The organism is Nocardia sp. No.11 (assembly GCF_038752175.1).
Lineage (GTDB): Bacteria > Actinomycetota > Actinomycetes > Mycobacteriales > Mycobacteriaceae > Nocardia > Nocardia canadensis.
Genome location: NZ_JBCGFB010000034.1, coordinates 1 through 24,462 on the forward strand (window position 1 = coordinate 1; position 24,462 = coordinate 24,462).

The 24,462-nt window shown below is 70.9% G+C and carries 14 protein-coding genes; 4 read left to right on the top strand and 10 right to left on the bottom strand.

Features of this window, described 5'->3' with window-relative positions:
• From V8688_RS13260 to V8688_RS13275, 4 genes are all read right to left on the bottom strand, one after another.
• The coding region (locus tag V8688_RS13260; protein WP_342800898.1) for an acyl-CoA dehydrogenase family protein at window positions 1–1,227 on the bottom strand (1,227 nt) is incomplete at its 3' end.
• A gap of 219 nt (window positions 1,228–1,446) precedes the next feature.
• Complete coding sequence (locus tag V8688_RS13265) at window positions 1,447–2,664, bottom strand: helix-turn-helix domain-containing protein (protein WP_342800899.1); 1,218 nt, start codon at window positions 2,662–2,664, stop codon at window positions 1,447–1,449.
• 31 nt (window positions 2,665–2,695) lie between these two features.
• Window positions 2,696–3,613 carry an alpha/beta fold hydrolase gene (locus V8688_RS13270; protein WP_342800900.1) on the bottom strand — a complete coding sequence of 306 codons (918 nt, stop codon included), beginning with the start codon at window positions 3,611–3,613 and terminating at the stop codon, window positions 2,696–2,698.
• Window positions 3,610–5,004, bottom strand: coding sequence for an NAD(P)-binding domain-containing protein (locus V8688_RS13275; RefSeq protein WP_342800901.1), 1,395 nt, complete (start codon window positions 5,002–5,004; stop codon window positions 3,610–3,612). Before V8688_RS13275 ends, V8688_RS13270 begins: the two co-directional genes overlap by 4 nt.
• Before the next feature lie 98 nt (window positions 5,005–5,102).
• Here V8688_RS13275 and V8688_RS13280 point away from each other — a divergent pair, with 98 nt between their 5' ends.
• On the top strand, window positions 5,103–5,753 hold the full coding sequence (locus tag V8688_RS13280; protein ID WP_342800902.1) for a TetR/AcrR family transcriptional regulator: 651 nt from the start codon (window positions 5,103–5,105) through the stop codon (window positions 5,751–5,753).
• 186 nt (window positions 5,754–5,939) lie between these two features.
• On the opposite strand, the gene V8688_RS13285 is transcribed toward V8688_RS13280, so the two are convergent.
• From V8688_RS13285 to V8688_RS13305, 5 genes are all read right to left on the bottom strand, one after another.
• Window positions 5,940–6,341 (bottom strand): hypothetical protein, encoded by a 402-nt coding sequence (locus V8688_RS13285; RefSeq protein WP_218717806.1) that lies wholly within the window; start codon window positions 6,339–6,341, stop codon window positions 5,940–5,942.
• Between the two features lie 197 nt (window positions 6,342–6,538).
• Window positions 6,539–6,826: a hypothetical protein gene (locus V8688_RS13290; protein WP_342800903.1), complete on the bottom strand. Its 288-nt coding sequence runs from the start codon at window positions 6,824–6,826 to the stop codon at window positions 6,539–6,541.
• Window positions 6,817–7,890 (bottom strand): magnesium and cobalt transport protein CorA, encoded by a 1,074-nt coding sequence (locus V8688_RS13295; protein ID WP_342800904.1) that lies wholly within the window; start codon window positions 7,888–7,890, stop codon window positions 6,817–6,819. Before V8688_RS13295 ends, V8688_RS13290 begins: the two co-directional genes overlap by 10 nt.
• A gap of 50 nt (window positions 7,891–7,940) precedes the next feature.
• On the bottom strand, window positions 7,941–8,219 hold the full coding sequence (locus V8688_RS13300; protein WP_218717809.1) for a hypothetical protein: 279 nt from the start codon (window positions 8,217–8,219) through the stop codon (window positions 7,941–7,943).
• Between the two features lie 85 nt (window positions 8,220–8,304).
• Window positions 8,305–9,633: a cytochrome P450 gene (locus V8688_RS13305; RefSeq protein ID WP_316574563.1), complete on the bottom strand. Its 1,329-nt coding sequence runs from the start codon at window positions 9,631–9,633 to the stop codon at window positions 8,305–8,307.
• A 172-nt stretch (window positions 9,634–9,805) separates the two neighbouring features.
• Between V8688_RS13305 and V8688_RS13310 the strand changes: the two genes are divergently transcribed.
• From V8688_RS13310 to V8688_RS13320, 3 genes are read left to right on the top strand one after another with little or no spacing between them, the layout of a single operon-like run.
• Window positions 9,806–19,873, top strand: coding sequence for an HAD-IIIC family phosphatase (locus V8688_RS13310; RefSeq protein WP_342800905.1), 10,068 nt, complete (start codon window positions 9,806–9,808; stop codon window positions 19,871–19,873).
• Entirely contained in the window at window positions 19,870–22,395 is a 2,526-nt protein-coding gene (locus V8688_RS13315; protein WP_342800906.1) for a thioester reductase domain-containing protein, read from the top strand. Before V8688_RS13310 ends, V8688_RS13315 begins: the two co-directional genes overlap by 4 nt.
• Entirely contained in the window at window positions 22,392–23,456 is a 1,065-nt protein-coding gene (locus tag V8688_RS13320) for an alpha/beta fold hydrolase (protein WP_342800907.1), read from the top strand. Before V8688_RS13315 ends, V8688_RS13320 begins: the two co-directional genes overlap by 4 nt.
• On the opposite strand, the gene V8688_RS13325 is transcribed toward V8688_RS13320, so the two are convergent.
• Window positions 23,439–24,443, bottom strand: coding sequence for a Gfo/Idh/MocA family oxidoreductase (locus V8688_RS13325; RefSeq protein WP_342800908.1), 1,005 nt, complete (start codon window positions 24,441–24,443; stop codon window positions 23,439–23,441). The genes V8688_RS13320 and V8688_RS13325 overlap by 18 nt on opposite strands.
• Between the last annotated feature and the right edge of the window lie 19 nt (window positions 24,444–24,462).

A 24,462-nucleotide genomic window follows, 5' to 3' on the forward strand; every position in this document is an offset into this window, starting at 1 on the left:
CTCGGAGCCGACACCCTTGACGATCGGCAGCAGCAGGTCGTTCACCCGCGCGGCCAGTTCGGCGTCGGCGCCCGAAACGTGCTGGGCGACTTCGGGATCCTGATGCGCGGCGGTGAACAGGTACACCGAACGCAGGCCCTCGGCGTAGGCCTTCTGCATGAGCAGCGAACGGCGCACGTCGGGGTGGTGCAGGATCGTGACGCGGGGCGCGGTCTTGTCGGCCATCCGGGTCAGGTCGGCGCCCTGGACGCGGGTCTTGGCGTACTCGAGCGCGTTGAGGTACCCCGTCGACAGCGTCGCGATGGCCTTGGTGCCGACCATCATGCGAGCGTTCTCGATGACCTCGAACATCTGCGCGATGCCGTTGTGCGCGTCACCGACGAGCCAGCCCTTGGCGGGCACGCCGTGGCCGCCGAAGGTGAGCTCACAGGTGGCCGAGGCCTTCAGACCCATCTTGTGCTCGACGTTGGTGACGAACACGCCGTTGCGGTCGCCGAGTTCGCCGGTGGCGGAGTCGAAATGGAACTTCGGCACGAAGAACAGCGACAGGCCCTTGGTGCCGGGGCCGGCGCCTTCCGGACGGGCGAGCACCAGGTGCACGATGTTGCCGAACAGATCGTCGGAGTCGGCGGAGGTGATGAACCGCTTCACACCGTCGATGTGCCAGGAACCGTCCTCCTGCGCGATCGCCTTGGTGCGGCCCGCGCCGACGTCGGAGCCTGCGTCGGGTTCGGTCAGCACCATGGTGGCGCCCCAGCCGCGCTCGACGATGATGCGGGCCCATTCGCGTTGCAGGTCGTTGCCGACGCGGTCGAGGATGTCGGCCATCACCGGACCCATGCTGTACATGTGCGCGGCAGGCTGGGCGCCGAGGACGAACTCGGTGACCGCCCATTCCAGGATGGCCGGGGCGGCGACACCGCCGAGCGACTCGGCCTTACCCAGCCGCCACCACTCCGCGTCGTACCAGGCGCGGACGGCGCGCTTGAACGATTCCGGCAGCGAGACCGTGTGTGTGGCCGGGTCGAACGTGGGCGGGTTGCGGTCGGCGTCGGCGTACGGTGCCGCGACCGGGCCCTCGGCGAGCCGGGCCGCCTCGCTGAGCACCGAGCGCGCGGTGTCGGCATCCATATCACCGAAAGTGCCTGCGGCGAGGATGGTGTCGAGTCCGTACACCTCGAACAGGTTGAACTCGAGGTCTCGCACGTTGCTCTTGTAATGACTCACGAACGTTGCCTTCTCGGTGGGCCGGGGACGCGCCGCGTCCGGGGGAACAGGGGAGCGGCGGTGCGGCTCCCGCGGCACACTGTGCGGCACGGCTCGGCGGTCGGCAACGATAAGTGAACGGAGCCTAAAACGAGGTCGGGCGAGGTGGCCGGGTCCAGCGGCTGGTGATCGGCCGTCGATGGCCGGGAGGACGGGGCCCGGGAGTGGCGTGAATCACTATCAGGGCCGGGTGAGGTCGAGCGGGACGGCCTGGATCCGTTCGGCCACCGTGACCAGGACGTCGACCAGATCCGGGCGCGCGGCCAGCCGTGGGTTGCGGACCGCTTCGATGACCACCGTGGTCGCCGCGCGGATGAGCATGCGCGCCACCGGTGGTGCCACTTCCGGACGCTGGGTCCGCAGCATCCGGGCCCAGCGGCCGATCCCGTCCTGACGCACCTGCCGGTACCGGCGTTCGGCCGCCGTCGGCAGATACCGGGTCTGGCTGACCGTGATGGCGAGCAGGTCGGGTTCGTCGACGCCGAACCGGGCGAAGTTGCGGGTCAGGGTCCGCAGCGCTTCCCCGGGATCGCAGCCGTGCGACAGCGCGCGCGAGACCATCAGGTGCACCCACTCGTCGTGTCGGCGCACGATCTCGTCGAGCAGCTGAGCCTTGCTGTCGAAGTAGTGATAGACGGCGGGGCCGGTGATGCCGACGGCCGCACCGATGTCGTCGATGCTCACCCCGGGGTAGCCGCGGGCGGTGAACAGGTGCGCGGCCGCGGCGAGCAGGCGTTCGCGACGCACCGTGCGGTCGAGTCCGGGACGGTCGCTGGCCGCCCAGTGCGCGCGAACGTGCGCCGCGCCTGCCCCGGACGCGGGGAGCTCCACGGCCAGAACCGCCCGCACGGTCGCGACGAGAATTCGCGCCGCGACCGGCGGGGGCAGCTCGAGCCGGTGATAGGCCGGGCTCGCCGCGACCGAGAAGGCCGCCCAGCTCAGCAGTTCCACGTCGGCGGGCCGCAGATCCGGTCGTTGCGCCCGCAGGGTCCGGCGCAGGAACTCCGTGATCCGGGCGGCCCGCAGGAGTACCGCGATCCGGTCGGTCGGGTGCAGATGGCGGAACTCGAGCTGCCACAGCCGGGGCAGGCCACGCCGGTCCAGCGCCACCTGGACCAGTTCGACGACCACCGTGTCACCGGCGGGGCACCGCCGGTAGGTACCCTCGAGCCGGGCCAGCGCGTCGTCCAATCCGGCGAGCAGACACTGTCCGAGCAGATGCTGCTTGCTGTCGAAGTGCCGGTAGAGCGCGCCGGGAGAAATGCCCACCCGCGCGGCGACCATCGCCATCGACGTGTCGTGATACCCGTCGTGCGCGAACGCGTCGAACGCGGCGGCGAGGATGATCGTGCGACGATTGCGCGGTCGCGTGCGGCGGGTGGTCACCTCGGATCTCATCCCCCTCAGTGTGCCCGCACGATGGGTCCGGCTAGGGAAGGGATACTCCTTCGCCGAGCGGGGCCGTCGGCACATGCCGCCGCAGGAAGTCGAGCTGATCGGCGACGACGCGATCGAAGGCCGCACCGCGGTAGATGTCGAAGTGTCCGTCCCGATAGGTGCGGATCTCGCCTCGAGGCGCGCGGGCGGCGTAGCGCAGAGTGGGCCCGGCCGGGGCGACCGAGTCGGTCTCGCACACCGAGAACAGGATCGGGACCTGGACATCGGGGGTGAGACGACCGGGCCGGTCGGTGAGGATATCGAGCACCACGCGCGCGGCGACCTCGTTACGGAAGTCCATGCCGGGCGGGACCAGGCCCAGATAGCCGGGTTCGGCGTCGGGAGCGCTCATCAGCGCCGTGCTGTGGACGGGCCCGGCGGTGGCGATCATGTGTGGCGCGCGTCCGAGTCGGGTGCCGACGACATCGCGCAGCCAGGCGACGGTCGCCTTCACCGAGCTGATCGCAGGGACCGCCAGGGTGGAGGCCACGCCGTCGGTGAACGGGCACTGCGCGATCGCGGCCACGAGACCGGGGGGACGTTGCGCGGCGGTGTAGATGACATGCCCGCCGCCGAAGGAGGTGCCCCAGGCGATGATTCGCTCACCGTCCACCTGAGGCAGCTGCCGTGCGAAGGTGAGTGCGGCGGCCCAGTCGGCGCGTTGTTCGGTGGTCGAGAGCAGGTGCCGGGGTGTGCCGTCGCTGTCGCCGAAATACCGGTAGTCGAACACCAGACACGCGTAGCCCGCGGCCGTGAACCGTTCGGCATAGGCGGCCAGACCCATTGCCCGGACCGCGCCGAGGCCGTGCGCCATCACGATCACGGGCGGCCGCTCGCCCTCGGGCAGGTACAGCGTCGCGGCGCAGCGTTCGCCGGCCACGGAGGGAAATCGCAGGATTTCGCTGCTCATCGCGGCGTCACCTCGAGCTCGCGTTCGCGGCGCGCCGACACGGACGCGGTCGGGTAATCGGCACTCGACATCCCGGCGGGGCGGGCGGCGCCGCGGCGGCGCTCCAGGCGCAGATCGCGCATGTAATCGTCGAAATCGACCTGGATGGTGTGCCGCTTGGACGCCACGTAGCGACGTTCCAGTCCCCGACGATGCGCGGTGATCTCCCGCTCCATCGCCCGGCGGTCGGGCAGGTGGTAGACGCCGTGCAGGTGATCGGCCACGAGATGGGCCTGGCGTTCGGCGATCGGCATGATGGCGCCCAACGGCTGGATCAGGCCGAGGAAGTACAGACCGGGGACGTCCGGATGGAAGAGCCTGCGGTACAGGCCGATCCGGTTGTCGCCGGAGGGGTCGAGGAAACCGGGGTCGAAGAACGGGAAGCTGATCTTGTAGCCGGTGCAGAACACCACCAGATCCGCGGCGACGCGGCGGCCGTCGGCGAAGACGACCTCGTCGCCGTCGAACCGCTCGATGGTGGGTACCGGTGTGATCGCGCCGTGCGCCAGCCGATCCAGGATGCGGCTCGACATCGTCGGATGTGCCTGGGCGAATTTGTGATCCGGTGCGGGCAGGCCGTATCGCGTCATCGGTCCGGTGGCGGCGGCCATCAGTCGCCGGGCCAAGGGCCAGCGCAGGAAGGAGGGGATCCATTCCGCTCCGCCGATCTGGTCATAGGGTCGCCCCCAGACGTATTTCGGGATGACGTGGACGCCGCTGCGGGCCGAGAGATAGGTCTGTGCCGCGTGATACGAGGCGTCGACGGCGATATCCATCGCCGAGTTACCCATGCCGAGTACGACGACGCGCTTGCCTGCCAGCTGCGCTTCGTCGGTATATGCGTGGGAGTGCATGATCTGTCCGCGGAATTCACTCGCGCCGGGAAACATCGGCTCGGGCAGGCGGGGATCCCAGTGGTGGCCGTTGGCGACGAGAACCGCGTCGTAGCAGACGATCTCGCCGGTCGACAGGGTGACGTCGAAGGTGCCGTCGGTTTGTGGGGCGACATGGGTGACGCCGGTGCGGAACCGGATCCGCTCGCCGAATCCGAAATGCGTGACGTAGTCGGCGAAGTACTGCGCGATCTGATCGTGGCGGGCGAAGTCGGGCAGGTGAGCGGGCATCGGGAAGTCGCTGAACTCCATCCGTTGCCGCGAGGTGTTGATGTGCAGTGACTTGTACGCCGCCGAGACGCCGTTGCTGTTGCCCCACACCCAGTTGCCGCCGACCCGGTCGGACAGCTCGTAACAGTCCACGTCCAGGCCGCGTTCGGCCAGCACCTTCACCGCGGCGATGCCGGCCGAGCCCGCGCCGATCACGCACACCCGGGCGCCCTTGGAGGGGTCGAACATATTGCACACTCCTTTGTGACCAGTGGTCATATGACCACTGGTCACTGTACGATCGAGTGGTCGCACCGTCAAGAGCCCGCGGGCAGAGGAGAGCAGTGATGCCGACAGGGACATGGGACCGGCTCGCGCCCGCCCGCCGCGCCGCCGTGGTGGCGGCCGCCGAGGCCGAGTTCGCCGCGCGGGGGTTCAGCGGCGGCAGTCTCAACACGATCTGCCGGGAGGCGGGCGTCGCCAAGGGCAGCCTGTTCCAGTACTTCACCGACAAGGCGGACATGTATGTCTACCTGGCCGAACAGTCCAGTGAACGGATCCGCTCGACCATCGAGGCGGCCGCGGCCGAACTGCCGTGGGACACCGATTTCGTCGGCTCGTTCGAGAAACTGGTGGAGACCTGGGTGCGGTATTTCTACGGGCATCCGCTCGAGCGAGCCATGACCGCCGCCACCAACCTCGAACCCGACCCGGTCGCCCGTACGGCGGTTCGTGAGGCCGTCAACCGGCATTACCTGGCGGTCCTGCGTCCCCTCATCGAACGCGCGGTGGACACCGGGGTGATCCGCCGCGATGCCGACACCGATGCCCTGCTGGCGCTGCTGCTGCTGATGCTTCCGCATCTGGCCCTGGCCCCGCACGTCCAGGGGCTGGATCCGCTACTCGGCCTGGCCGATGGCGGCGCCGATCATGCGGTGAGCGTCGCGTTGACGCTGGTCACGACGGTTCTCGAGCCATTTCGGATCAACCCGACGTGAGTCTCTCGCGGGTGGGGCCGAGGGGCGGTGGATCGGGTCGAGCCGGGACACCGCCGCAGTCTCCTCAGCCGGTTCGATGTCGCGGGACGTCACCACCTGACCGCTCGACGGCAATGGGCGAAGCGCCCGCAGGCAATCTGCCAGGTGGGCGCTTCGCCGGGCAGGGCCGATCTGGCCTCGGCGGGGTCAGGCCGCGTCGAGGGCGGCGGTGATCTTGTGGAGCATCGCGGTCACGGCAGGGCTGGGCCGGCCGTTGGTGAACTGGGTGGCGGATTCGGTCGCGGTCAGCACGGTGTCGCGGAAGTTCTCGGCTTCGGCCGGGTGGTGCGCGCCGAGCAGGCGCATGGCCGCCGTGAGGCTCGGCAGCACCTGGTCGGCGAGTTCGGCGACGGACTTGCCGTGCAGGTGAATGTCTGCGGACTTGGCCGCGAGCACATGCCCGACCAGTCCGGTCGCCGAGGTGAGTGCGATCGTGCCGTGCGAGATCGCCTTGTGCGGCGCGCCCGCGGCCGCCAGCAGCGACACGGCGCCGTAGGCCGCGGTGCGCAGGGTGCTGTTGTCCTGGTCGGTCAGCGTGATGATGGACATGTCGGGTGCTCCTCGAAATCGGTGGTGGCGCCGATCGAAACGGTGCCGGTCGGTGTGTTCGATGTGCACAACTGTCGCCGGACCGCCTGATACCGAGCTGACGTCCACCTGACACCGCCGCTGACACCGCGAGGAGGCGATCGGCCCGGCCGAGGCTCAGGTGTCGACGTTCGCCGTCGTGCCCGTGCGCGAACTCGTCACCTGTCGGAGCGCGACTCGATGGCGAGATCGACGCGCGCGGCCAGGGCGTCCAGCACCGCGACCTGAGCGGCGGGAACCTCGATCCGCATGATCGCGTCGCCGTCGAAGGTGAACACGAAGAACGAGCAGCAGCTCGATTCCCGCGCGGCGAGCTCACGCGCCGTGGTTTCGGCCCCGGCCGACAGCGACAGCTCGAGCCGCGTCGGCGCCGGACGCCGCCCGCTCTCGACGTGCTCGGCGAAGAATCGGTCGAACTCGGCGACTCGTAGTCCCGTCAGAGCCACCTGATCCGGCGGAACACCACTACCAGTGCCGAGCACACGATCGCCATGGTCGCCAAGACCACGGGATAGCCCCAGCCCTGTTTCAGCTCCGGCATGTAGTCGAAGTTCATTCCGTAGATGCCGGCGATCATCGTGGGCACCGCCAGGATCGCCACGAACGCCGAGATCCGGCGCATGTCGGCGTTCTGCTGGACGGCGATCTTGGCCACCGCCGCGTTCACCAACGCGGTCAGCGACTCGTCGAGGTCGTTGATCCGCTCGGTGACACCGGTGTGGTGATCGGCCACGTCGCGCAGGTAGCGGCGAATCTCCTTCGGCAACGGCGCCTCGGGGCGGGTCAGCAGCTGCAACGGTTGCCCCAAGGGGCTCACCGCCCGCCGCAATTCCACGATCTCGCGCTTGAGCTGATAGATCGATTCGATCGGCAACCGGCTGCGCGGGGTGAACAACTCCTCCTCGATCTGGTCGACGTCGTATTCCACCGACTGGGCGACGGCGATGTAGGAGTCGACCACGTGATCGGTGATCGCGTGCAGCACCGCACCCGACCCCCGCGCGAGACGCTGCGGGTCCGCTTCCAACCGCTGCCGGACATCGGCGAGCCCGGAATGTTCACCGCGCCGGACCGCGACCACGAAATCGGGTGCGGTGAACACCATGATCTCCCCGGTCTGCACGATCTCGCTCACCGTCGCCATGTCGTGCTCGACATAGGCGACCGTGCGCATCACCGTGACCAACGTGTCGTCGTAGCGCTCCAGCTTCGGCCGCTGGTTGCCCCTCACTGCGTCCTCGACCGCCAGCGAGTGCAGCCCGAACGTCCCCGCGATCTCACTCATCTGCCGGGCATCGGGTTCGAACAAACCCACCCAGACGAACCCCTCGCCTCGACGCCGTACCTCCGCCAGCGCCGCGGCCGGGGTGCACCGGGCGGGCAGGCGCCGCCCGTCCACATAGACACCGCAATCGACGATCGCCCGCGCCGTCGGTACGGCCGGTTTCGGCACGATCCGCGCCGGAGCGCGTCGGGAACGTCGAAAACGGAACTGCGGAGCTGATGACACCGCACCGATCCTACGGAGTCGCCAGGGCTGTCCGGCGGGCGACGAATCGGCTATCCGTGCGGCTGACCCGGGTCGTAGCCGGGGCAGCCGGGGTACGGGCGGGGCAGGTCGGGCTTGGCGCCGAAGCACACGCTGTTCGGGTCGGTCGGATCGTAGGAATCGCCCTCTCGGCGGTTGCCGGTCGGCAGCGGGACGGTGCTGGTGGAGCCGGTGGGGGTGGTGGTGGGTGGGGTCGTCGTGCTGGTCGGCACCGGGTCGGAAGCGCGCGAGCAACCGGCCCCGAGCAGCGCGAAGGCGAGCACGGAAGTGACGAGCAGGGTGCGGTTCACAACAGTCCCTTCCTCGGAGATCGCCGCCGCCGATGAACGGCCAGCACACTTCCGGCAACACTACTGTGGCCGGCCGTCGCTCTCGTCAGCGGGGCAGCAGGGTGATGCGCGCGTTGTCGGCCGGACTCAAACCGGTGTGATAGCGCCGCGGCGGCTCGATGGGGCCCTCGATCGGGGCGATGCGGCGATGTTCGAGCACTGTGCGGAACAGGATGCGCGCCTCGGCCAGGGCGAACTGCGCGCCGAGGCAGCGGTGCGCGCCCGCGCCGAAGGTGAGCCAGGTGCTGGTGCTCGGCCGCTGGTCGAGGAAGCGCTCGGGGCGGAAGGTCATCGGGTCCGGGTAGTGGTGCTCGGATTCGTGGATCAGCAGGATCGGCACGATGACGATCGCGCCCTGCGGGATGGTGATGCCGTTGATCTCGGTGTCGCGCAACGCCCGTCGGCCGGTGAACGGCGAGACGGGACGCAGGCGCATGACTTCGGCGACTACCGCGTCGAGGTAGGCGTCCAGGCGCGCGCCGTCACCGGTGTCGACAGCGGTGTCGACCTCGGCCATGGCGCCGGGATGGGCGGCCAGCATGGCGGCGATCCAGCCGAGGGTGATGGCGGTGGTCTCGTAGGCGCCCAGCAGGATTCCGCGCATATTGCGGGCCAGCGCGGGATCGTCGTGCTGGTCGAGATCGGTGCCGATGTAGCGCGAGAGCACGTCGCGGCGCTCGGTCGCGCGCTCGGGGGCGGCCCGGCGGGCGGTGATCTCCTCGACGATGACGGCGTCGACCTCGCGCTGGGCACGGCGCAGCGGCGGATAGGGGATGGTCAGGCCGCCGAGGAACGGGGTGATCAGGGTGACGGCGAGGAATCCGCGGCTCTCGATCTCGCCGAACCACGCGCCGACCGCGTTCTTCAGCCGGTCCCGGCGCTCGGGCGCGACCTCGCCGAAGACGACACCGAGCAGCACGCCGATGGCGAGGTCGTAGCCGGCGGTCAGGAATTCGAAGGACTCACCCACCGGCCACTTCGGCAGTTCTCGTTCGACCACCTCGACCATCAGGTCCTCGTAGGAACGCAGTGCGGCGGTTTGGAACGGCGGCGCGAAATGCTTGCGCTCGCGACGGTGCTCGTCACCGTCGAGGAAGATCATCGTCTGCTTGCCGAACATCACGTCGTGACTCGAGAAGCGGCTCAGCACCTGACCGATGGAGAAGTCGTCGTGATTGGCGAACAGCGCGCGCACATCGCCGGGTTCGTGGGTGACCAGCATCGTGGGAAATCCCGGCGGATCGACGACGAACCGCTCGCCGAATTCCCGCAGCGGGGAACTCTGGGTGCCCGGGCGCAGCAGTGTGCCCAGCTCGCCGAGCCGGCGCAGGGGTAGTCGGGGCAGGTCGCGCAGCGAGATCGGGGTCTGTGACACTCCGCCATCCTCACCGCGAAATTGCCGTTGTGCCATGCGGTGTCGGAAATTCGATGCCCCCAATTATCGGGGCTCACCATGCCGTGGTCGATGTTCACGACTCCCGCTGCATGCTCGCGCGGCCGCTATTGTGGGCGCAGTCAGTGGGTTCCACGGTCAGAGGAAGTAGTTCGTGCTCAACACTTTCGTCGACACATTGTTCGCCCAGGTCGAGAATCGACCGGCCGAGGTGGTGTATCGGTTCTTGGACAATGGTGACGTCGATGGTGTCGTGCGCAAATTGTCCTATGCCGAACTGGGGCGGCGAGCACGCGCCATCGGAGCGGTCCTGCAGGATCGCGCGCCGCGGCGCGCGCTGCTGCTCTACCCGGCCGGGCCCGAGTTCGCCGAGGCGTTCTTCGGTTGTCTGGCCGCCGGTGTGGTGGCGGTGCCCGCACCGCTGCCGGAGTGGGAGAACCGGTCGCTGCGGCGCTTGCGGCGGATGGTGGCCCACGCCGAGGTCGACATCGTCCTGGCGCCGCGCCGGATCCTCGCGGACGCGGCGGCGCTGGGCGTGGAGATCCCGGAATTGGCCGGGGTGCCGTGGCTGTCGACCGACGACCTGCCCAGCGCGGCCGCCCTGCGCTGGCGCGAACCCGAGCTGCGACCCGACTCGGTGGCGTTCCTGCAATACACCTCCGGCTCGACCAGCGCGCCACGCGGCGTGGTGCTCACCCACGCCAACCTGCTGCACAACCAGGCGGCGCTGACCGCCGGACTCGGGCACGACCGGATCGCCGACCACGACGGCGCGCTGTTCGCCAGCTGGCTGCCGATGTACCACGACATGGGACTCATCGCGCCGCTACTGCACACGGTGTATCGCGGGGCGCATTCGGTGCTGATGTCGCCGCTGCACTTCTTGCAGCGGCCGCAACGGTGGCTGCGCGCGATCTCCACCTATCGCGCGCACACCAGCGGCGGACCGAATTTCGCCTACGAGCTGTGCCTGCGCCGGATCGCGCCCGAGCAGCTCGACGACCTGGACCTGAGCTCGTGGCGGGTCGCGTTCAACGGCTCCGAACCCGTGCGGGCGGGCACTGTACGCCGCTTCGCCGACACTTTCGCGCGCGCCGGATTCCGCGCGACGGCCCAGCAGCCGGTCTACGGCCTGGCCGAGGCCACCCTGATCGTCACCGCGCCGGCCACCACCGCCGCGCCGACGATCGTGCCCATCACCGGAAGTCCTACGCGCGGTGGCGAACTCGTCGGCGTCGGGAGCGCGGTGCCGGGAATCTCGGTGGCCGTCGTCGATCCGGAGCGCGGAACCGAGCGCGGCGAGGGGGAGGAAGGCGAGATCTGGGTGGCGGGCGGCAGCGTCTCGGCGGGCTACTTCCGGGACGCGGCGGCCACCGCCGAGGTCTTCGGGGCCGCGCTACCCGGACGCGACGAGAAGTTCTTGCGTACCGGCGATCTGGGATTTCTCTCCGCCGGTGAGCTTTTCGTCACGGGCAGGCGCAAGGATCTGGTGATCGTGGATGGGCGCAACCACTATCCGCAGGACATCGAGGTCACCGTCGAGGCGGCGCACCGCGGGGTGCGCGCGGGGTGCGTGGCGGCCATCGCCGTCGATCTCGACGGCGAGCAGCCGGTGGTCGTGGCGGAGGTGCGCGAGACCGATCCCGCCGAACTGTCCGCGATCGAAGGCGCCGTGCGGGCCGCGGTGGCGACCGAGCACGGGCTCACGGTGGCCGCGGTGCTGTTGATCCGTTCGGGCACGATCTTCAAGACCAGCAGCGGGAAGATCCAGCGCTCGGCGTGCCGGTCGGCCTATCTGTCCGGCGAACTGCTGACACTGCAGGCCGGTCCAGTGCGCTCGCCGGAGGACGAGTCCGCCGACATCGCCGCCGAGCCCGCGGCAGGCGAGCCGGCCTCGGAGCTCTCGGCGGAGGCCGTGCGGGACTGGCTCGTTGCCGCGATCGCCCGGCAGTCGCTGCTGGACCCCGAGCGGATCGACGTGCACCGCCCGCTCGTCGAATTCGGTTTGGGCTCGGCCGATCTGGTGGAGCTGGTGGTGGACCTGTCGGACTTCGCCGGCCGCTTCATCGACACCAATCTGTTCTTCGACCATCCCACGATCGACGGTGTCGCCACCGTGCTGACGGCACCGACGCAGGACGCGCCCGCGCCGTCCCCGGTAGTCGACGCGGCGGCGAGCGAGGACAGCGACGACGACGGGATCGCGATCATCGCCATGTCCTGCCGGTTCCCGGGCGCCGCCGATTCCCCCGAGGCGCTGTGGCGGCTGCTCGACAGCGAGGCCGACGGGCTGGGCGAGGTGCCGCCGGGCCGCTGGGACATCGACGGCCTGTACAACCCGGACACCTCCGCGACCGGCACGGCGTATACGTTCCGTGGTGGGTACGTCGACGGGATCGACCGCTTCGACGCCGCGTTCTTCGGCATCGGCCCGCGCGAAGCGGCGGTCATGGACCCGCAGCAGCGGATGATGCTGCAGCTGGCCTGGGAGGCCATCGAGCGGTCGGGGCGTGATCCCCGGACCCTGCACGGCAGCGCCACCGGCGTGTACCTGGGTGTGTACAGCACCGGGTATCTGGCCGATCCCGCGCCCGAACAGCTGAACGGTCAAGTGGGGACGGGGCTTTCGCCCAGCGTCGCCTCGGGGCGGATCTCCTACACGCTGGGGTTGCACGGTCCGGCCGTCACCCTGGACACGGCGTGCTCGTCCTCGATCGTGGCGATGCACCTGGCGATGCAGGCGCTGCGAGCGGGGGAGTGCGATCTCGCCCTGGCGGGCGGCGCCACCCTGCTCATGTCACCGGTCGCCCATATCGAGCTGTGCCGGTTGGGTGTGCTGTCGCCGACCGGCCGGTGCGCGCCGTTCTCGGCCGACGCCGACGGAACCGTGTGGGCCGAAGGCGCGGGCATGGTCCTGCTGAAGCGGCTGAGCGACGCGCACCGCGACGGTGATCGGGTGCTGGCGGTCGTGCGGGGGTCCGCGGTCAACCAGGACGGCCGCAGTCAGGGGCTGAGCGCACCCAATGGCGCTGCGCAGGAGCAGGTCCTGCGCGCGGCGTTGCGCGCATCGGGGCTGGCGCCGCACGACATCGACTATGTGGAGGCGCACGGTACGGGGACCGCGCTGGGCGATCCGATCGAGGCTCGGGCCCTGGCGCGGGTGTACGGACCCGGGCGTGATCCGGGGCGGCCGCTGGGGGTCGGGTCGCTGAAGTCGAACCTCGGTCACACCCAGGCCGCGGCGGGCGTGGCCGGCGTCATCAAGTTGGTGCTCGCGCTCGAACACCAGCGCATTCCGGCCACCGTGAACGTGGATGTGCCCTCGCCCCATGTCGATTGGGAGCGCAGCGGGGTCGCCGTCCACGGACAGACGGCGCCGTGGCGACGCGGCGACCGGCCGCGCCGGGCCGGAGTGAGCGCCTTCGGGTTGAGCGGCACGAACGCGCACCTGATCCTCGAGGAACCCGCGCCGGTCCCCGCACCCGCGGAATCCGGCCCGGCGGCGTCGGTGGCGCTGCTGCCGATCTCGGCGCGCAGCGAACGATCACTGCACGGGCAGGCCGAGCGGCTGCTGGAGTTCGTGCTGGCCGATCCCGGTGCCGAACCGTGGGCCGTGTCGCGTGCGCTGGCCACAGAACGCACGCAGTTCGAGCGCCGCGCCGTCCTGGTGGCCACCGATCGGGACGAGATGGTCGGCGCGCTGCGCGACCTGGTCGAGAGGCGGGCTTCGGCGAATGTGGTGGTGGGCGACGGGCCGGTGCTGACCACCGCCAAGACCGCCTTCGTCTTCCCCGGGCAGGGCATGCAGTGGGTCGGCATGGCCCTGGACATGCTGGCGGCCTCGGTGGCGTTCCGCACGGAATTCGACCTGTGCGACAAGGCGTTCGGTGCGCATCTCGGCTGGTCGCTGACCGACCGGCTGGCCAGCTCGACCCCCGCCGACCTCGTCGATTTCCCTGTCGTCCAGCCACTGCTGTTCGCGACCATGGCCGCGCTGGCCGCCACTTGGCGGGCGGCGGGCGTCGTCCCGGATGCCGTGCTCGGGCACAGCCAGGGCGAGATCGCGGCCGCGTACTGCGCGGGCGCGCTGGCCCTCGACGATGCCGCGCGGATCGTCGTCACCCGCAGCCGCCTGATGCAGGCCATCGACGAGCCCGCGGCCATGGCGATGATCGGCCTGCCCGAGGCCGAGGTCGCCGCGCGGCTGCTCGCCTACGACGGCCGGGTGTCGATCGCGGCGGTCAATATCCGGCGCTCGACCATCGTCGCCGGTGAGCAGGCCGCCGTGGCCGAACTGCTCGCCGAACTCGACGGCGCGGGTATCTACACCCGGCTCGGCGCCTCGGGTCCCGGTCTCGCCGGGCACTGCCGGATCATCGAGGAGATCCGTTCGGACCTGACCACGCAGTTGGCCGAGACGACCGCGCACGTGCCCACCACCCCGTGGTATTCGACGGTGACCGGCGAACCGGTGACGACCGCGCCGACGGGACCGGACTACTGGTACCGCAACGCTCGCGAGACCGTGCGCTTCGCGGCCACCGTCGAGCGGATGGTCGGCGACGGCTTCCGCTACTTCGTGGAACTCGGCGCGCATCCGTCGTTGACGGCCGCCGTGCGCACGGTGTCGGAGGAGCTCGGGCGCGACGTGATCGCCGTCGGTTCGCTGGTACGGGATCAGGACGGGCCGAAAGCGCTGGCCCGATCGCAGGCGGTGCTGTACGCGGCCGGCCACGATCTGGACTGGACCAGGCTGGCCCCCGGCCCCGGCCGGATCGACCTGCCCACCTACGCGTTCGACGAGCGGCGATTCTGGACCGACAGCGGCCACCGCGCCACGGGCGCGAGCGGCCTCGACGACATCACGCATCCGCTGCTCGGCGCCGTGGTCGCGCACCCGGAGTCTGGTGGGGTCACCCTCACCGGACGACTGTCCCGGGCCCGGCATCCCTGGGTCGCCGATCACGCGGGACCCTCTGCCGTTCTGGTGCCCGGCGCGGCACTGGTCGAATGGGCGATCCGCGCCGGTGACGAGGTGGACTGCCCGGTCGTGCGGGAACTGGTGTTGCGGGCCCCGCTGCTGGTCCCCGAGCGCGCCGCCGTGCAGATCCAGGTGGTCGTCGGTGGCGCCGACGCCGAGCACCGGCGCACCGTGCGCGTCTACGCCCGCGACGAGCACGATCCGGACGCGCAGTGGACAGTGCACGCCGACGGGCTGCTCGCGGAGGAACCGGGAGTCGCACCGGCACAGCTGGATTCGTCGGTGTGGCCTCCGACCGGTGCGGAGTCCGTCGATGTCGGCGAACTCTACGATCGGCTGTTCGCCCGAGGTCATCGGTACGGGCCGGTGTTCCGGGCGATGCGTGCCGCCTGGCGAGGTGACGACGACCTGTTCGTCGACGTCGAACTGCCCGAGCAGGCACACGACGACGCGGCCGCCTTCGGCATCCACCCCGCCCTGCTCGACGCCGCCCTGCACGCCACCGCGCTGTTCGCGAGCGACGGCGAGCACGCGCTGCTGCCGTTCGTCTGGTCCGATGTCGTGCTGTCGGCGACCGGCGCGACCGCGCTGCGGGTGCGGCTCACCCGGTCCGGACCGGACGCGGTCACGCTGACGGCGACGGATCGGACCGGCCGTCCGGTCGTGTCGGTGGGGTCGCTGCTGTCGCGTCCGGTCGACATCACCCGGTGGCAGGGGGCGTCACCGGCGGCGGCACTGCGTCGGCTGTACCGCCTGACCTGGACGCCGGTGGTACTGCCGACCGCGGCGGGGTCGTCGGAGGTGGTCGAGTGGCCCGCCCCCGGCGCGACGGTCGTGCTCGGCGTTCCCGAAGGGCGATCACCCAGCGCGGTGCACGCCACTGCCCGGGAGGTGCTGGCTCAGCTCCAGACCTTCCTCGGCGACCACCGTTTCGAGCGATCCACCCTCGTGGTGCGCACGCGCGGCGCGGTGGCCGAGAATCCGCCGGAGCTCGCCCGGAGCGATTCCTCGGCGCTGCCCGCGTCCTCGATCAGCCCGGACCCCGCCGGTGCGGTCGTGTGGGGCCTGGTGCGTTCGGCCCAGTCGGAGAACCCCGGCCGGATCGTCCTGGTCGACTCGACCGACCCCGGCCTCGACTACCCGGCGCTGCTGACCACCGGCGAGCAGCAGCTCCTCGTGCGCGACGGTCGCGCGTTCGTGCCGAGGCTGACCCGGCTGTCGGAGGTCGCCGAGACCACGCCGCCACGCCGGATCGCCCTGGACGACGGCGCGGTGCTGATCACCGGTGCGCCGGGCCGCCTCGGCTCGGCGCTCGCGCGCCACCTGGTCGACGCCTACGGTGCACGGAACCTGGTCCTGGTCAGCCGGCGCGGCCTCGACGGCCCCGGCGGGGGGCAGCTGCGGGCCGACCTCGAGCAGCGGGGTGCGCGGGTGCGGTTCGCCGCCGCTGACATCACCGACCGGTCCGCGCTGGCCGATCTGCTCGACGGGCTGCCACTGGCCGGTGTCGTGCACGCGGCATGCGTTCTCGACGACGCCACGATCGGCTCGCTCACCCCGGAGCGGCTGGCCGCGGTCCTACGCCCGAAAGTCGACGCGGCGCATCATCTGCACGAGCTCACCGCGGATCGTCCGCTGTGGATGTTCGTCCTGTTCTCCGCGGCGGGCGGCCTGTTCGGCACCCCGGGCCAGGCCAACTACGCGGCTGCCAACGCCTATCTCGACGCGCTCGCCGCGCATCGCCGGTCGCTCGGTCTTCCCGCGCAGGCCCTGGCCTGGGGCGCTTGGGAAGTCGACATGCACGACCACCTGGCTCGTGCCGATATCGCGCGCATCGCCCGCGCCGGTGTCCGCGCGTTCGCCGTCCCCGACGGGATGGCGTGTTTCGATGCCGCACTCGCACAGGGTGATTCGCTACTGGTACCGCTGCTGCTGGACACCGCCGTGCTTCGCGGGTCGGCGGCGGTCCCTCCGTTGCTGCACGGGCTGGTCCGGCGGGCGCCCCGCCGTGCCGTGGCCGAGCGCGCGACCATCGACGCGGCGGTGAGCTCGCGTTTCGCCGACGAACTGCGCACCGCCCCCCGCGCCGAAGCGATCGCCACCGCCACGGCCGCGCTGGCCGGGTGGACGGGCGAAGTCCTCGGCCACAGCGGCACCGAGACGGTCGAGGTCGCGACGTCGTTCCAGAGCCTCGGCCTGGATTCGCTGATGGCGGTGGAACTGCGGAACAAGGTGCGCGAGCACACCGGAATCGCGGTGCCCCTGGGCACGATCCTCGCCGAGCAGAGCCTGACCGATCTCGCGGGGTATCTCGTGGACGAAGTCGGCCGTCGCCACGGCGACAGCACCGCCGCCGTGGCGGTCGAGGTCCCCGAGGTCGAGGTACTGCCGGTGACCCGGGACATGATGCGGCTGCTGCGCACCGAACAGCTCGGCATTCCGAGCGCCGCGCAGACCGGTGGCGTCGCCGTCCGGGTGCCGGTACCGGTCACCCGGGCGCAGCTGGAGTCCGCTGTCGGCAGGCTCGCCCGGCGCCATGCCGCCTTGCGTACCACCATCCGGCCCAGCGAGGCCCACGGCCGCGAGCTGGCCATCCGTCGCGAGGCCGAGCTGTCGGTGGGGTGGCGCGCGCTGGAACGACTCGAGGACGCCGTCGTCGAACAACACTTCCGCGCCCTGATGGCGCTGCCGTTCGATCCGGCGACCGGCCCGCTGTGGCGTTTCGAACTGCTCGACGCCGGATCGGCCGGTCAGGTGCTGCTGTTCGGCGCGCACCACGGCATGAGCGATGTGCAGTCGATGCTGCTGGTCGCGGGCGAACTCGCGACCGAGCTGTCCGGTGTCCCGCTCGACGACACCGTCACCAACCGGGACCTGCACCAGCTGCTCACCGCACAGCCGAGCCGACGCGACGACACCGCCGTGGCCCGCTGGGGCGCTGCCTTCGCCGGGGCGCGGCGACTCGAGCTGACGCTCGCCCGGCCCCGACCGACCGAGCGCACCTACGGCGCCGCAGCTGTGGCCCTGGACCTGCCGGACGGACTGCACGACCGGGTGGCCGATCGGGCACGCGAGCTCGGGATCACCCCGGCCGCGCTGTTCCTCGGCGCGCTGACCGTCGCCCTGGCACGGCGGCAACAGGTCGAGCGGTTCGCGCTCGCGGTGCCGGTCGACACCCGTATGCACGCGGACGCGACCGACGCGGTCGGATATTTCGGGGTGCCCGTGCCGTTCCCGGCGGAGGTGGCCGACGGCGATCGCGTCGCCGATGTCCTGCGCCGCACCGCCGACCGGCTCCGCACCCTCCTCGCGCCGGGCGCCGGCTTCGCCGAGGTGCTGGCCGCCCTGGCCGGGGAAGGGCTGTACCGGGACAACGCACCGATGGTCGAGGTCTACTTCAACTATCTGCGCGCCAACTCCGCGGTGGCCACCGCGGAGATCGTCCCGGTGAGCACCGGCTTCTCGGACCTCGATCTGATGATCGCGGTGCTGCCGGATACCGATCAGGTGTGGTTCACCTACAACACCGACATCATCGACGCGCCGACCTGTGCCGAGTTCGGCAGGTACTACCTCGATGTCGTCGCTGCGGCGGTCGCCGATCCCGGCGCGCCCGCCGGGACGGAAAGTGCCGGGCCGCAGTCGGAGTCCGGTCCGCGGGTCGCGCTCGGCGCGACCTTCGCGCTGGGGCGGCTGCCCGAACTGCTCGCGGCCGCCGCGGACACGGCGCTCACCGTCGCCGAGGCGCCCTATCACCAGGTGCTGTTGTGTCTGCGTGACCCGTCGGGCGTGTTCGCGCAGCAGTCGACCGAGATCGGCATCGTGCTGGTCCGTGCCACGGACCTGGAACGTTTCGGCGATCTCGGCGACGATGTGCTGCACGAGTTGGCCACCGCGTTCCCGTCGGCGATCACCGATGTCGTCGCGCGGACGCGTCGGCCGATCATCGTCGGCATCCTGCCCTCGTCTCGGCCCGCTCCGCGGTTCTCGGGCTGGGAGCGTGATGTCACCGAACGGCTGCGGGAGGCGCCCGGCGTCGCCCTGCTCGAGCCTTCGGACTGGAGTCGATTCCACGCGGTCGAGGCACCCTTCGACGAGCGCACCGAGATCCTCGCGCACCTGCCGTTCACGCCGGAGTTCCAGGCCGCGGTGGCGCTGACCCTGGCCGCGACCGTCACGGCAGTAGGCGAACCCGCGCCGAAAGTGATCGCCGTCGACGGCGACGACACGCTGTGGAGCGGAACGGCAGGCGAAAGCGGTGCCGCGGGAGTGCGTTTCGATGCGCCTCGGCTGGCCTTGGCCGCCAGGCTGCGGCACTGGCGCGACGCGGGCACCCTGCTGGTACTGGTGACCAACAACGACGACGACATCGTCCGCGCGATCCTCGAGCGTCCGGACAGTCCTTTGCGCCCTGCGGATTTCGCCGTGGTCTCGACGGGATGGGACGCCAAGCCGGGGCGCTTGGCCGCCGTCGCCGACTCGCTGCGACTGGGGCTGGACACCTTCTGCTATCTCGACGACAACCCCGTGGAGATCGCGCGGATGCGCGCCGAACTCCCGGAAGTCCTCGCCGTGACCTGCCCGCCCGCCGACGAACTCCCGTCGTTGCTCACCCGCCTGTGGCCACTCGTTCCGCTCGCCACGACCGCCGAGGACCGGAGCCGGGCCGAGTTCTACCGTCAGGAGTCCGCCCGCGACATCGCGCGCGCGGGGGTCGAGTTCGAGCAGTTCCTCGACGAGCTCGACCTGGTGGTGAACATCGAGGCGCTCACCGACGACTCCGCCCCCCGGGCCCACCAGCTCGTGCGCCGGACCACCCAGTTCACCCTCGCCGCCGTCACCGTCGACGACCTGGATCGCTGGCGCACCGAGGGTGAGGTGTGGACCGCCACCGCGCGCGACCGGTTCGGTGACTACGGCTTGATCTCCGTGCTCGCGCTGCGCGTGGACGGTGACAGTCTGCGCGTCACCGGCTGGCAGCTCAGCTGCCGGGCCCTGGGTCGCGGTGTGGAGGAGCGGCTGCTGCATTGGGTCGCCGACCGGGCCGAGGCGCTGGGCTGTGCGACTGTCCGCATGACGGTCGACAACACCGCCCGCAACACCCCCGCCCGCCGCCTGGCCGCGCGCCTGCACGGGCACGACATCCACGACGACGCGCAGAAGGTGTCGACGACACCGGAACGGCTGCGCGCGTTCCGTTCCTGGCACACCCCGGTGCCCGCCGGAGAGGTGCCCGAATGACGAGTCAGGACGCAGTGACCGGTCCCCGCAATCCCGCCGTCGACCGCCGCGCCCTCGGCGAGTCGATCGACAGTGGCGCAGCGGGAATGGATGTCGCCGCGCTGCTGGCTCGTGTCGGCGTCCGCGGTGGTGCCGGGGTGGCGACCGGCCGCCCGCAGACCGCCGAGTCGGGCAGTGGTCCCGTGCCCGGTATCGCGGAGTCGGGCGGTAGTGGCGCGACGGAGCTGGGCGTTGCGGAGTCCGGCGGTGGGCACGGGACCGCGCCTGGCGCTGCGAAGTCCAGCGGTAGCGGGGTGACCGAGCCCGGCATAGCGGGGTCCGGCAGTAGCGTCGGCGCGACGGGGTCCGGTGCCTCGGGGTCGACCGGCCGCGAGACACCGGAGGGGATCGCCTCGGGGCGCAGTGCCCTGGTGACCGGCACCGACGCCGACGAGTTGGCCCTCGCGATCGCCGCCCTGGCCGCTCGTTTCGCCGATTCGCCGGTCGGCGTCGATACCGACTTCTTCGACGCGGGCGGCACATCCATCGCGGCCGTCGAACTGGTCGCGGCCTTGGCGCGCGAGCTGGATGTCCAGCTCGACCTGGACACGGTGTTCTTCGATGCGCGACCGCGTCGGCTGGCCCAGCGGTGGCTGGCCGAAACAGCCGACCGGACCGCGACAGCCACCGAATCCGTCGCACCGTCGAAGGTGGCGCCGCCCACATCCCCGGATATCCCCGACACCGATGACCTGGCCCTGCTTTTCGCGGATCTGGCCGGGGCCGATCGCCTTCCGGTGGTCGCCGCGCCGGAGCGGGTGGTCCCGCGCCGGATCCTGCTGACCGGCGCGACCGGATTCCTCGGCAGTCACCTGCTGCTGGACCTGTTGCGGCACAGCGACGCCCATGTCGTGTGCCTGGTCCGGGCCGACGACGACGCGGCCGCGACGCAGCGGCTCGAACACGCGCTGCGGCGCTACGCCCTGCCGTGGTCGCGGGAGATCCTGCGCCGGGTCACCCCACTGGCCGGGGACCTGCGCGCGTCCCGGCTCGGCCTGACCGACGCGCGCTGGGAATCGCTGGCCGCCGAGGTCGACGCGATCGTCAACGCGGGCGCCGCGGTCGACTTCCTGCGCGGCTATCCGTCGCTGCGCGGCACGAACGTCCACGGTCCGCTCACCCTGGCCGAGCTGGCCTGCACCACGCGGTCCAAACCGGTGCACCACATCTCGTCGCTGGCGGTGTTCAACGGCGCGACCGCCACGACGCTGGCCGAGGACGCGCCCACCGCGAATGTCGCCGCCCTGCCCATCGGCTACGACCGGTCGAAGTGGGCGGCCGAGGCGCTGCTGCGGCGGGCGGGCGAGCACGGGCTGACGGTGACCGTGCTGCGTCCGGGCGGAATCGGCGGTCATCCCGAGACCGGTGCCCACAATCCCCGCGACCTCAACACCGGAATCACCGCGGCCCTGCTGCGCTTGCGGACCGTGCCCGGCTTCCGGTATCTGAACGCGGCGCCGGTGGACTGGGTCAGCCGCGTCGCCGCGCAGATCGTCCTCACCCCGGACGCGTGGGGTCAGACCTACCATCTCACCGGTCCGCCCACCTCGCTCGACCAGATCATGGCCGAGACCACGCTGGGCGGCCTGGGTGTGCGCGTGCAGGACTGGGCGCAGTGGTGCGCGGACGTGGTGCGCGCGGTCGAGGACGAGGGTGTGGCGGAACTGGCGCCACTGGCCCAGGTGTTGGGCAGCCCCGTGGCCCGGCGACAGCTGGCGGCCATGGTGAACACCCCGCCCGCGATCGCGACCCGGACCGCGGCTTTCGTCGCCGCCCACGGATTGCCCGCACCCGCCGCCGCGGGCCCGGCGCGCGCCCGGATGCTCACCGCCATGGCGGCCATGGCCCCGGACAGCGAGCACCCCTACCTGCGCTTCCACGAGACGCTCAGTGGAACCGTCACCCGCACAGGCGAATCGGCGCCGTTTCCGTGCGACCTGCGGCTGACACTGTCGGTGGCCGACAGCGCGCAGGTCTTCGCGGCGCGCACGCTCGACGTCACCGGCGAGCTCACCTGCCCCGCCCTGCACGCCGAACCGCTGCGCATCGAGGGCACCGCCACGGTCCGCCCGCACGATGGGATCCCGCTGGCCGACGACCTGCGGCACCCGATCATGCGGTACGACTTGACCCTGCGTGACGCGGCGGGCAGCACCTGGTGGTGGACCGGCTACAAGTTCGCCGCCGCCCGGCGCCGATTCGTCCGTCAGCTCGGCATCCAGGTCGTCGAGATCGGCCGCATCGGCGAACCCGGCGCCTACACCGGCGAGGTCGCCGTGCCGATGCACACCTACCTGCCCGACCAGATCGACGGCATCGAGATCGACCCGCGACTGCCCGAACGGCAACGGCGGCTGGCGAAGCTGCTGTGGCTGAGCTGGTTCGGCGGGCAGCTCGGCAAGAGCGTTATGGAGCCCATGCTGCGCGTCGGCATCGACCTGCTCGACCTGCGACGCGCCCTGCGGAAGGAGCGCCGCCGATGACCGAGTCCCCGGTGACCACCGAACCCGAGACGATCACGGTCCGCACCGCCGACGGCCTGGACCTGCGATTGCGCCGCGTCGGCCCCGACGGCGCGCCCGCGGCGCTGCTGGTGCACGGCCACGGGGTGTCCTCGGAGATGTTCGCGCTGACCGAGATCCGCAATCTCGTCGACGTTCTCGCCGACGCGGGCTACCAGTCGTGGCTGCTCGACTGGCGCGGCAGCAGCCGCCTGCCCTACAACGTCTCCGGCCCGCCGTACACCCTCGACGATGTCGCGCTCTACGACCTGCCCGCCGCGGTCGCCCGGATCCGGGATCACATCGGCGATCGACCGCTGTTCGCGGTGGCGCACTGCGTCGGCGCGCTGGCGCTGGCGCAGAGCCTGACCGCCGGCCTGCTGCCCGGATTGGCCGGTGTCGTCGCCCAGGGTGTCTTCCTCACCCCGAAGGTGAGCGCATCGACCCGGGTCCGGGTGCTGGTCGGCAGTGAACTGCTCGGCTCCCGCGTCGGCCACCTCGAATCCGACTTCCGCAAGGTCGGGCTGTGGTCGCGGCGCACCCTGCTCTACGCGGCCCTCTCACGCAAGGGGGACTGTCCCGATCCGACCTGCCGGATGGTCCACCACGGCTGGGGAATGGGCGCCGAGTTGTTCGCGCACGATCACCTCGACCCGCGTACCCACGACCGGCTGGCCGAGCTGTTCGGCGCGATTCCGCTGTCGGTGCTGCCGCACCTGCGGCAGATGGAACTCGCCCACGCGGTCGTGCGCTGGAACCTGTCCGACGACCGCTACCGGGCACTGCCCGAGAACGCGCTCGACCACGCCGACCGCATCGACTGCCCGGTACTGCTGCTGGCGGGCAGCCGCAACGCGGCCTGGCTCGATTCCAACCGGCTCTGTCACGAGGTACTGGCGGTGCGCAATCCCGGGCTCGATGTGCGCTACACCGAGATCCCGTCGTACGGGCACCTGGACACGTTCATCGGCCGTGGCGCGGCACTGGACGTGTTCGGGCACATCGTCGATTTCCTCGACGAGCGCTCAGCTGGGCAGGCGTAGTGGCAGCCCGGCGCAGCGGTAGATGGCATCGAGGACGGACATGGTGGTGATCGCGTCGTCCGCGGTGGTGGCCACCGGCGTCCCGCGCAAGACCGCGTCGGCGAAGGCGTCGAGTTGGTAGTCGTAGGACGGGCGGTGCGGGAAGCGGCGCACGCGCCTGCCCTGGTCGGAGCGGACCAGGAGCAGATGTCCGTAGTGCGGCAGCACCGGGTTGAGCAGGCGCATCCGGCCGCGGTCGCCGACGACCGTCGCGCTGATGCGCAGCACGTCCGAGGACCACATCGAGCAGCTGATGCGCCCGGTGTGCCCGGCCGGGAACCGCAGTTCGGCCGTCATCGCCCGGTCGATCCGGGGGTCGTCGTGCAGCTTGGCCCGCGCGTCGACGACCTCGGGGTCCGGGCCACCGAGGACGCGGGCCATGTGCACGGCGTAGCAGCCCGCATCCATCAGCGCGCCGCCGGCGAGGTCGTAGTCGTAGCGGATGTCGGAGAACTTCGGCAGCGGGAACGACAGCGCGGTCTCCACCCGCCGCAGCGTGCCGAGTTCGCCCGAGGCGACGATGTCCTCGGCGGCCCGGATCAGCGGGTGATAGCGATAGTGGAACGCCTCCATCACCACGCGACCGGAATCCCCTGCCAGCGCGGCGATTTCGCGGGCCTCGTCGGCGTTGGCGGTGAACGGCTTCTCGCACAGCACGTGCTTGCCCGCCGCCACCGCGGCGCGGGTCCAGCGACCGTGCAGACCGTTCGGCAGCGGAATGTAGACGGCGTCGATCTCGGGAGCCTCCACCAGTTCCTGATAGTCGCCGTAGACGCGCGCGATCCGGTGCTTGCCGGCGAACCGCACCGCCCGGGCGCGATCGCGGGCGGCCACCGCCGTGACGGCGACCTCCGGATTGCGCTCGGCCGGACCCACGATCGCCGCGGGGGCGATGGCGGCGGCGCCGAGAATGCCGAGACGGAGCGCGGGGCGCGAAACTTCGGTCACGAGCAGACGGTAACAACAG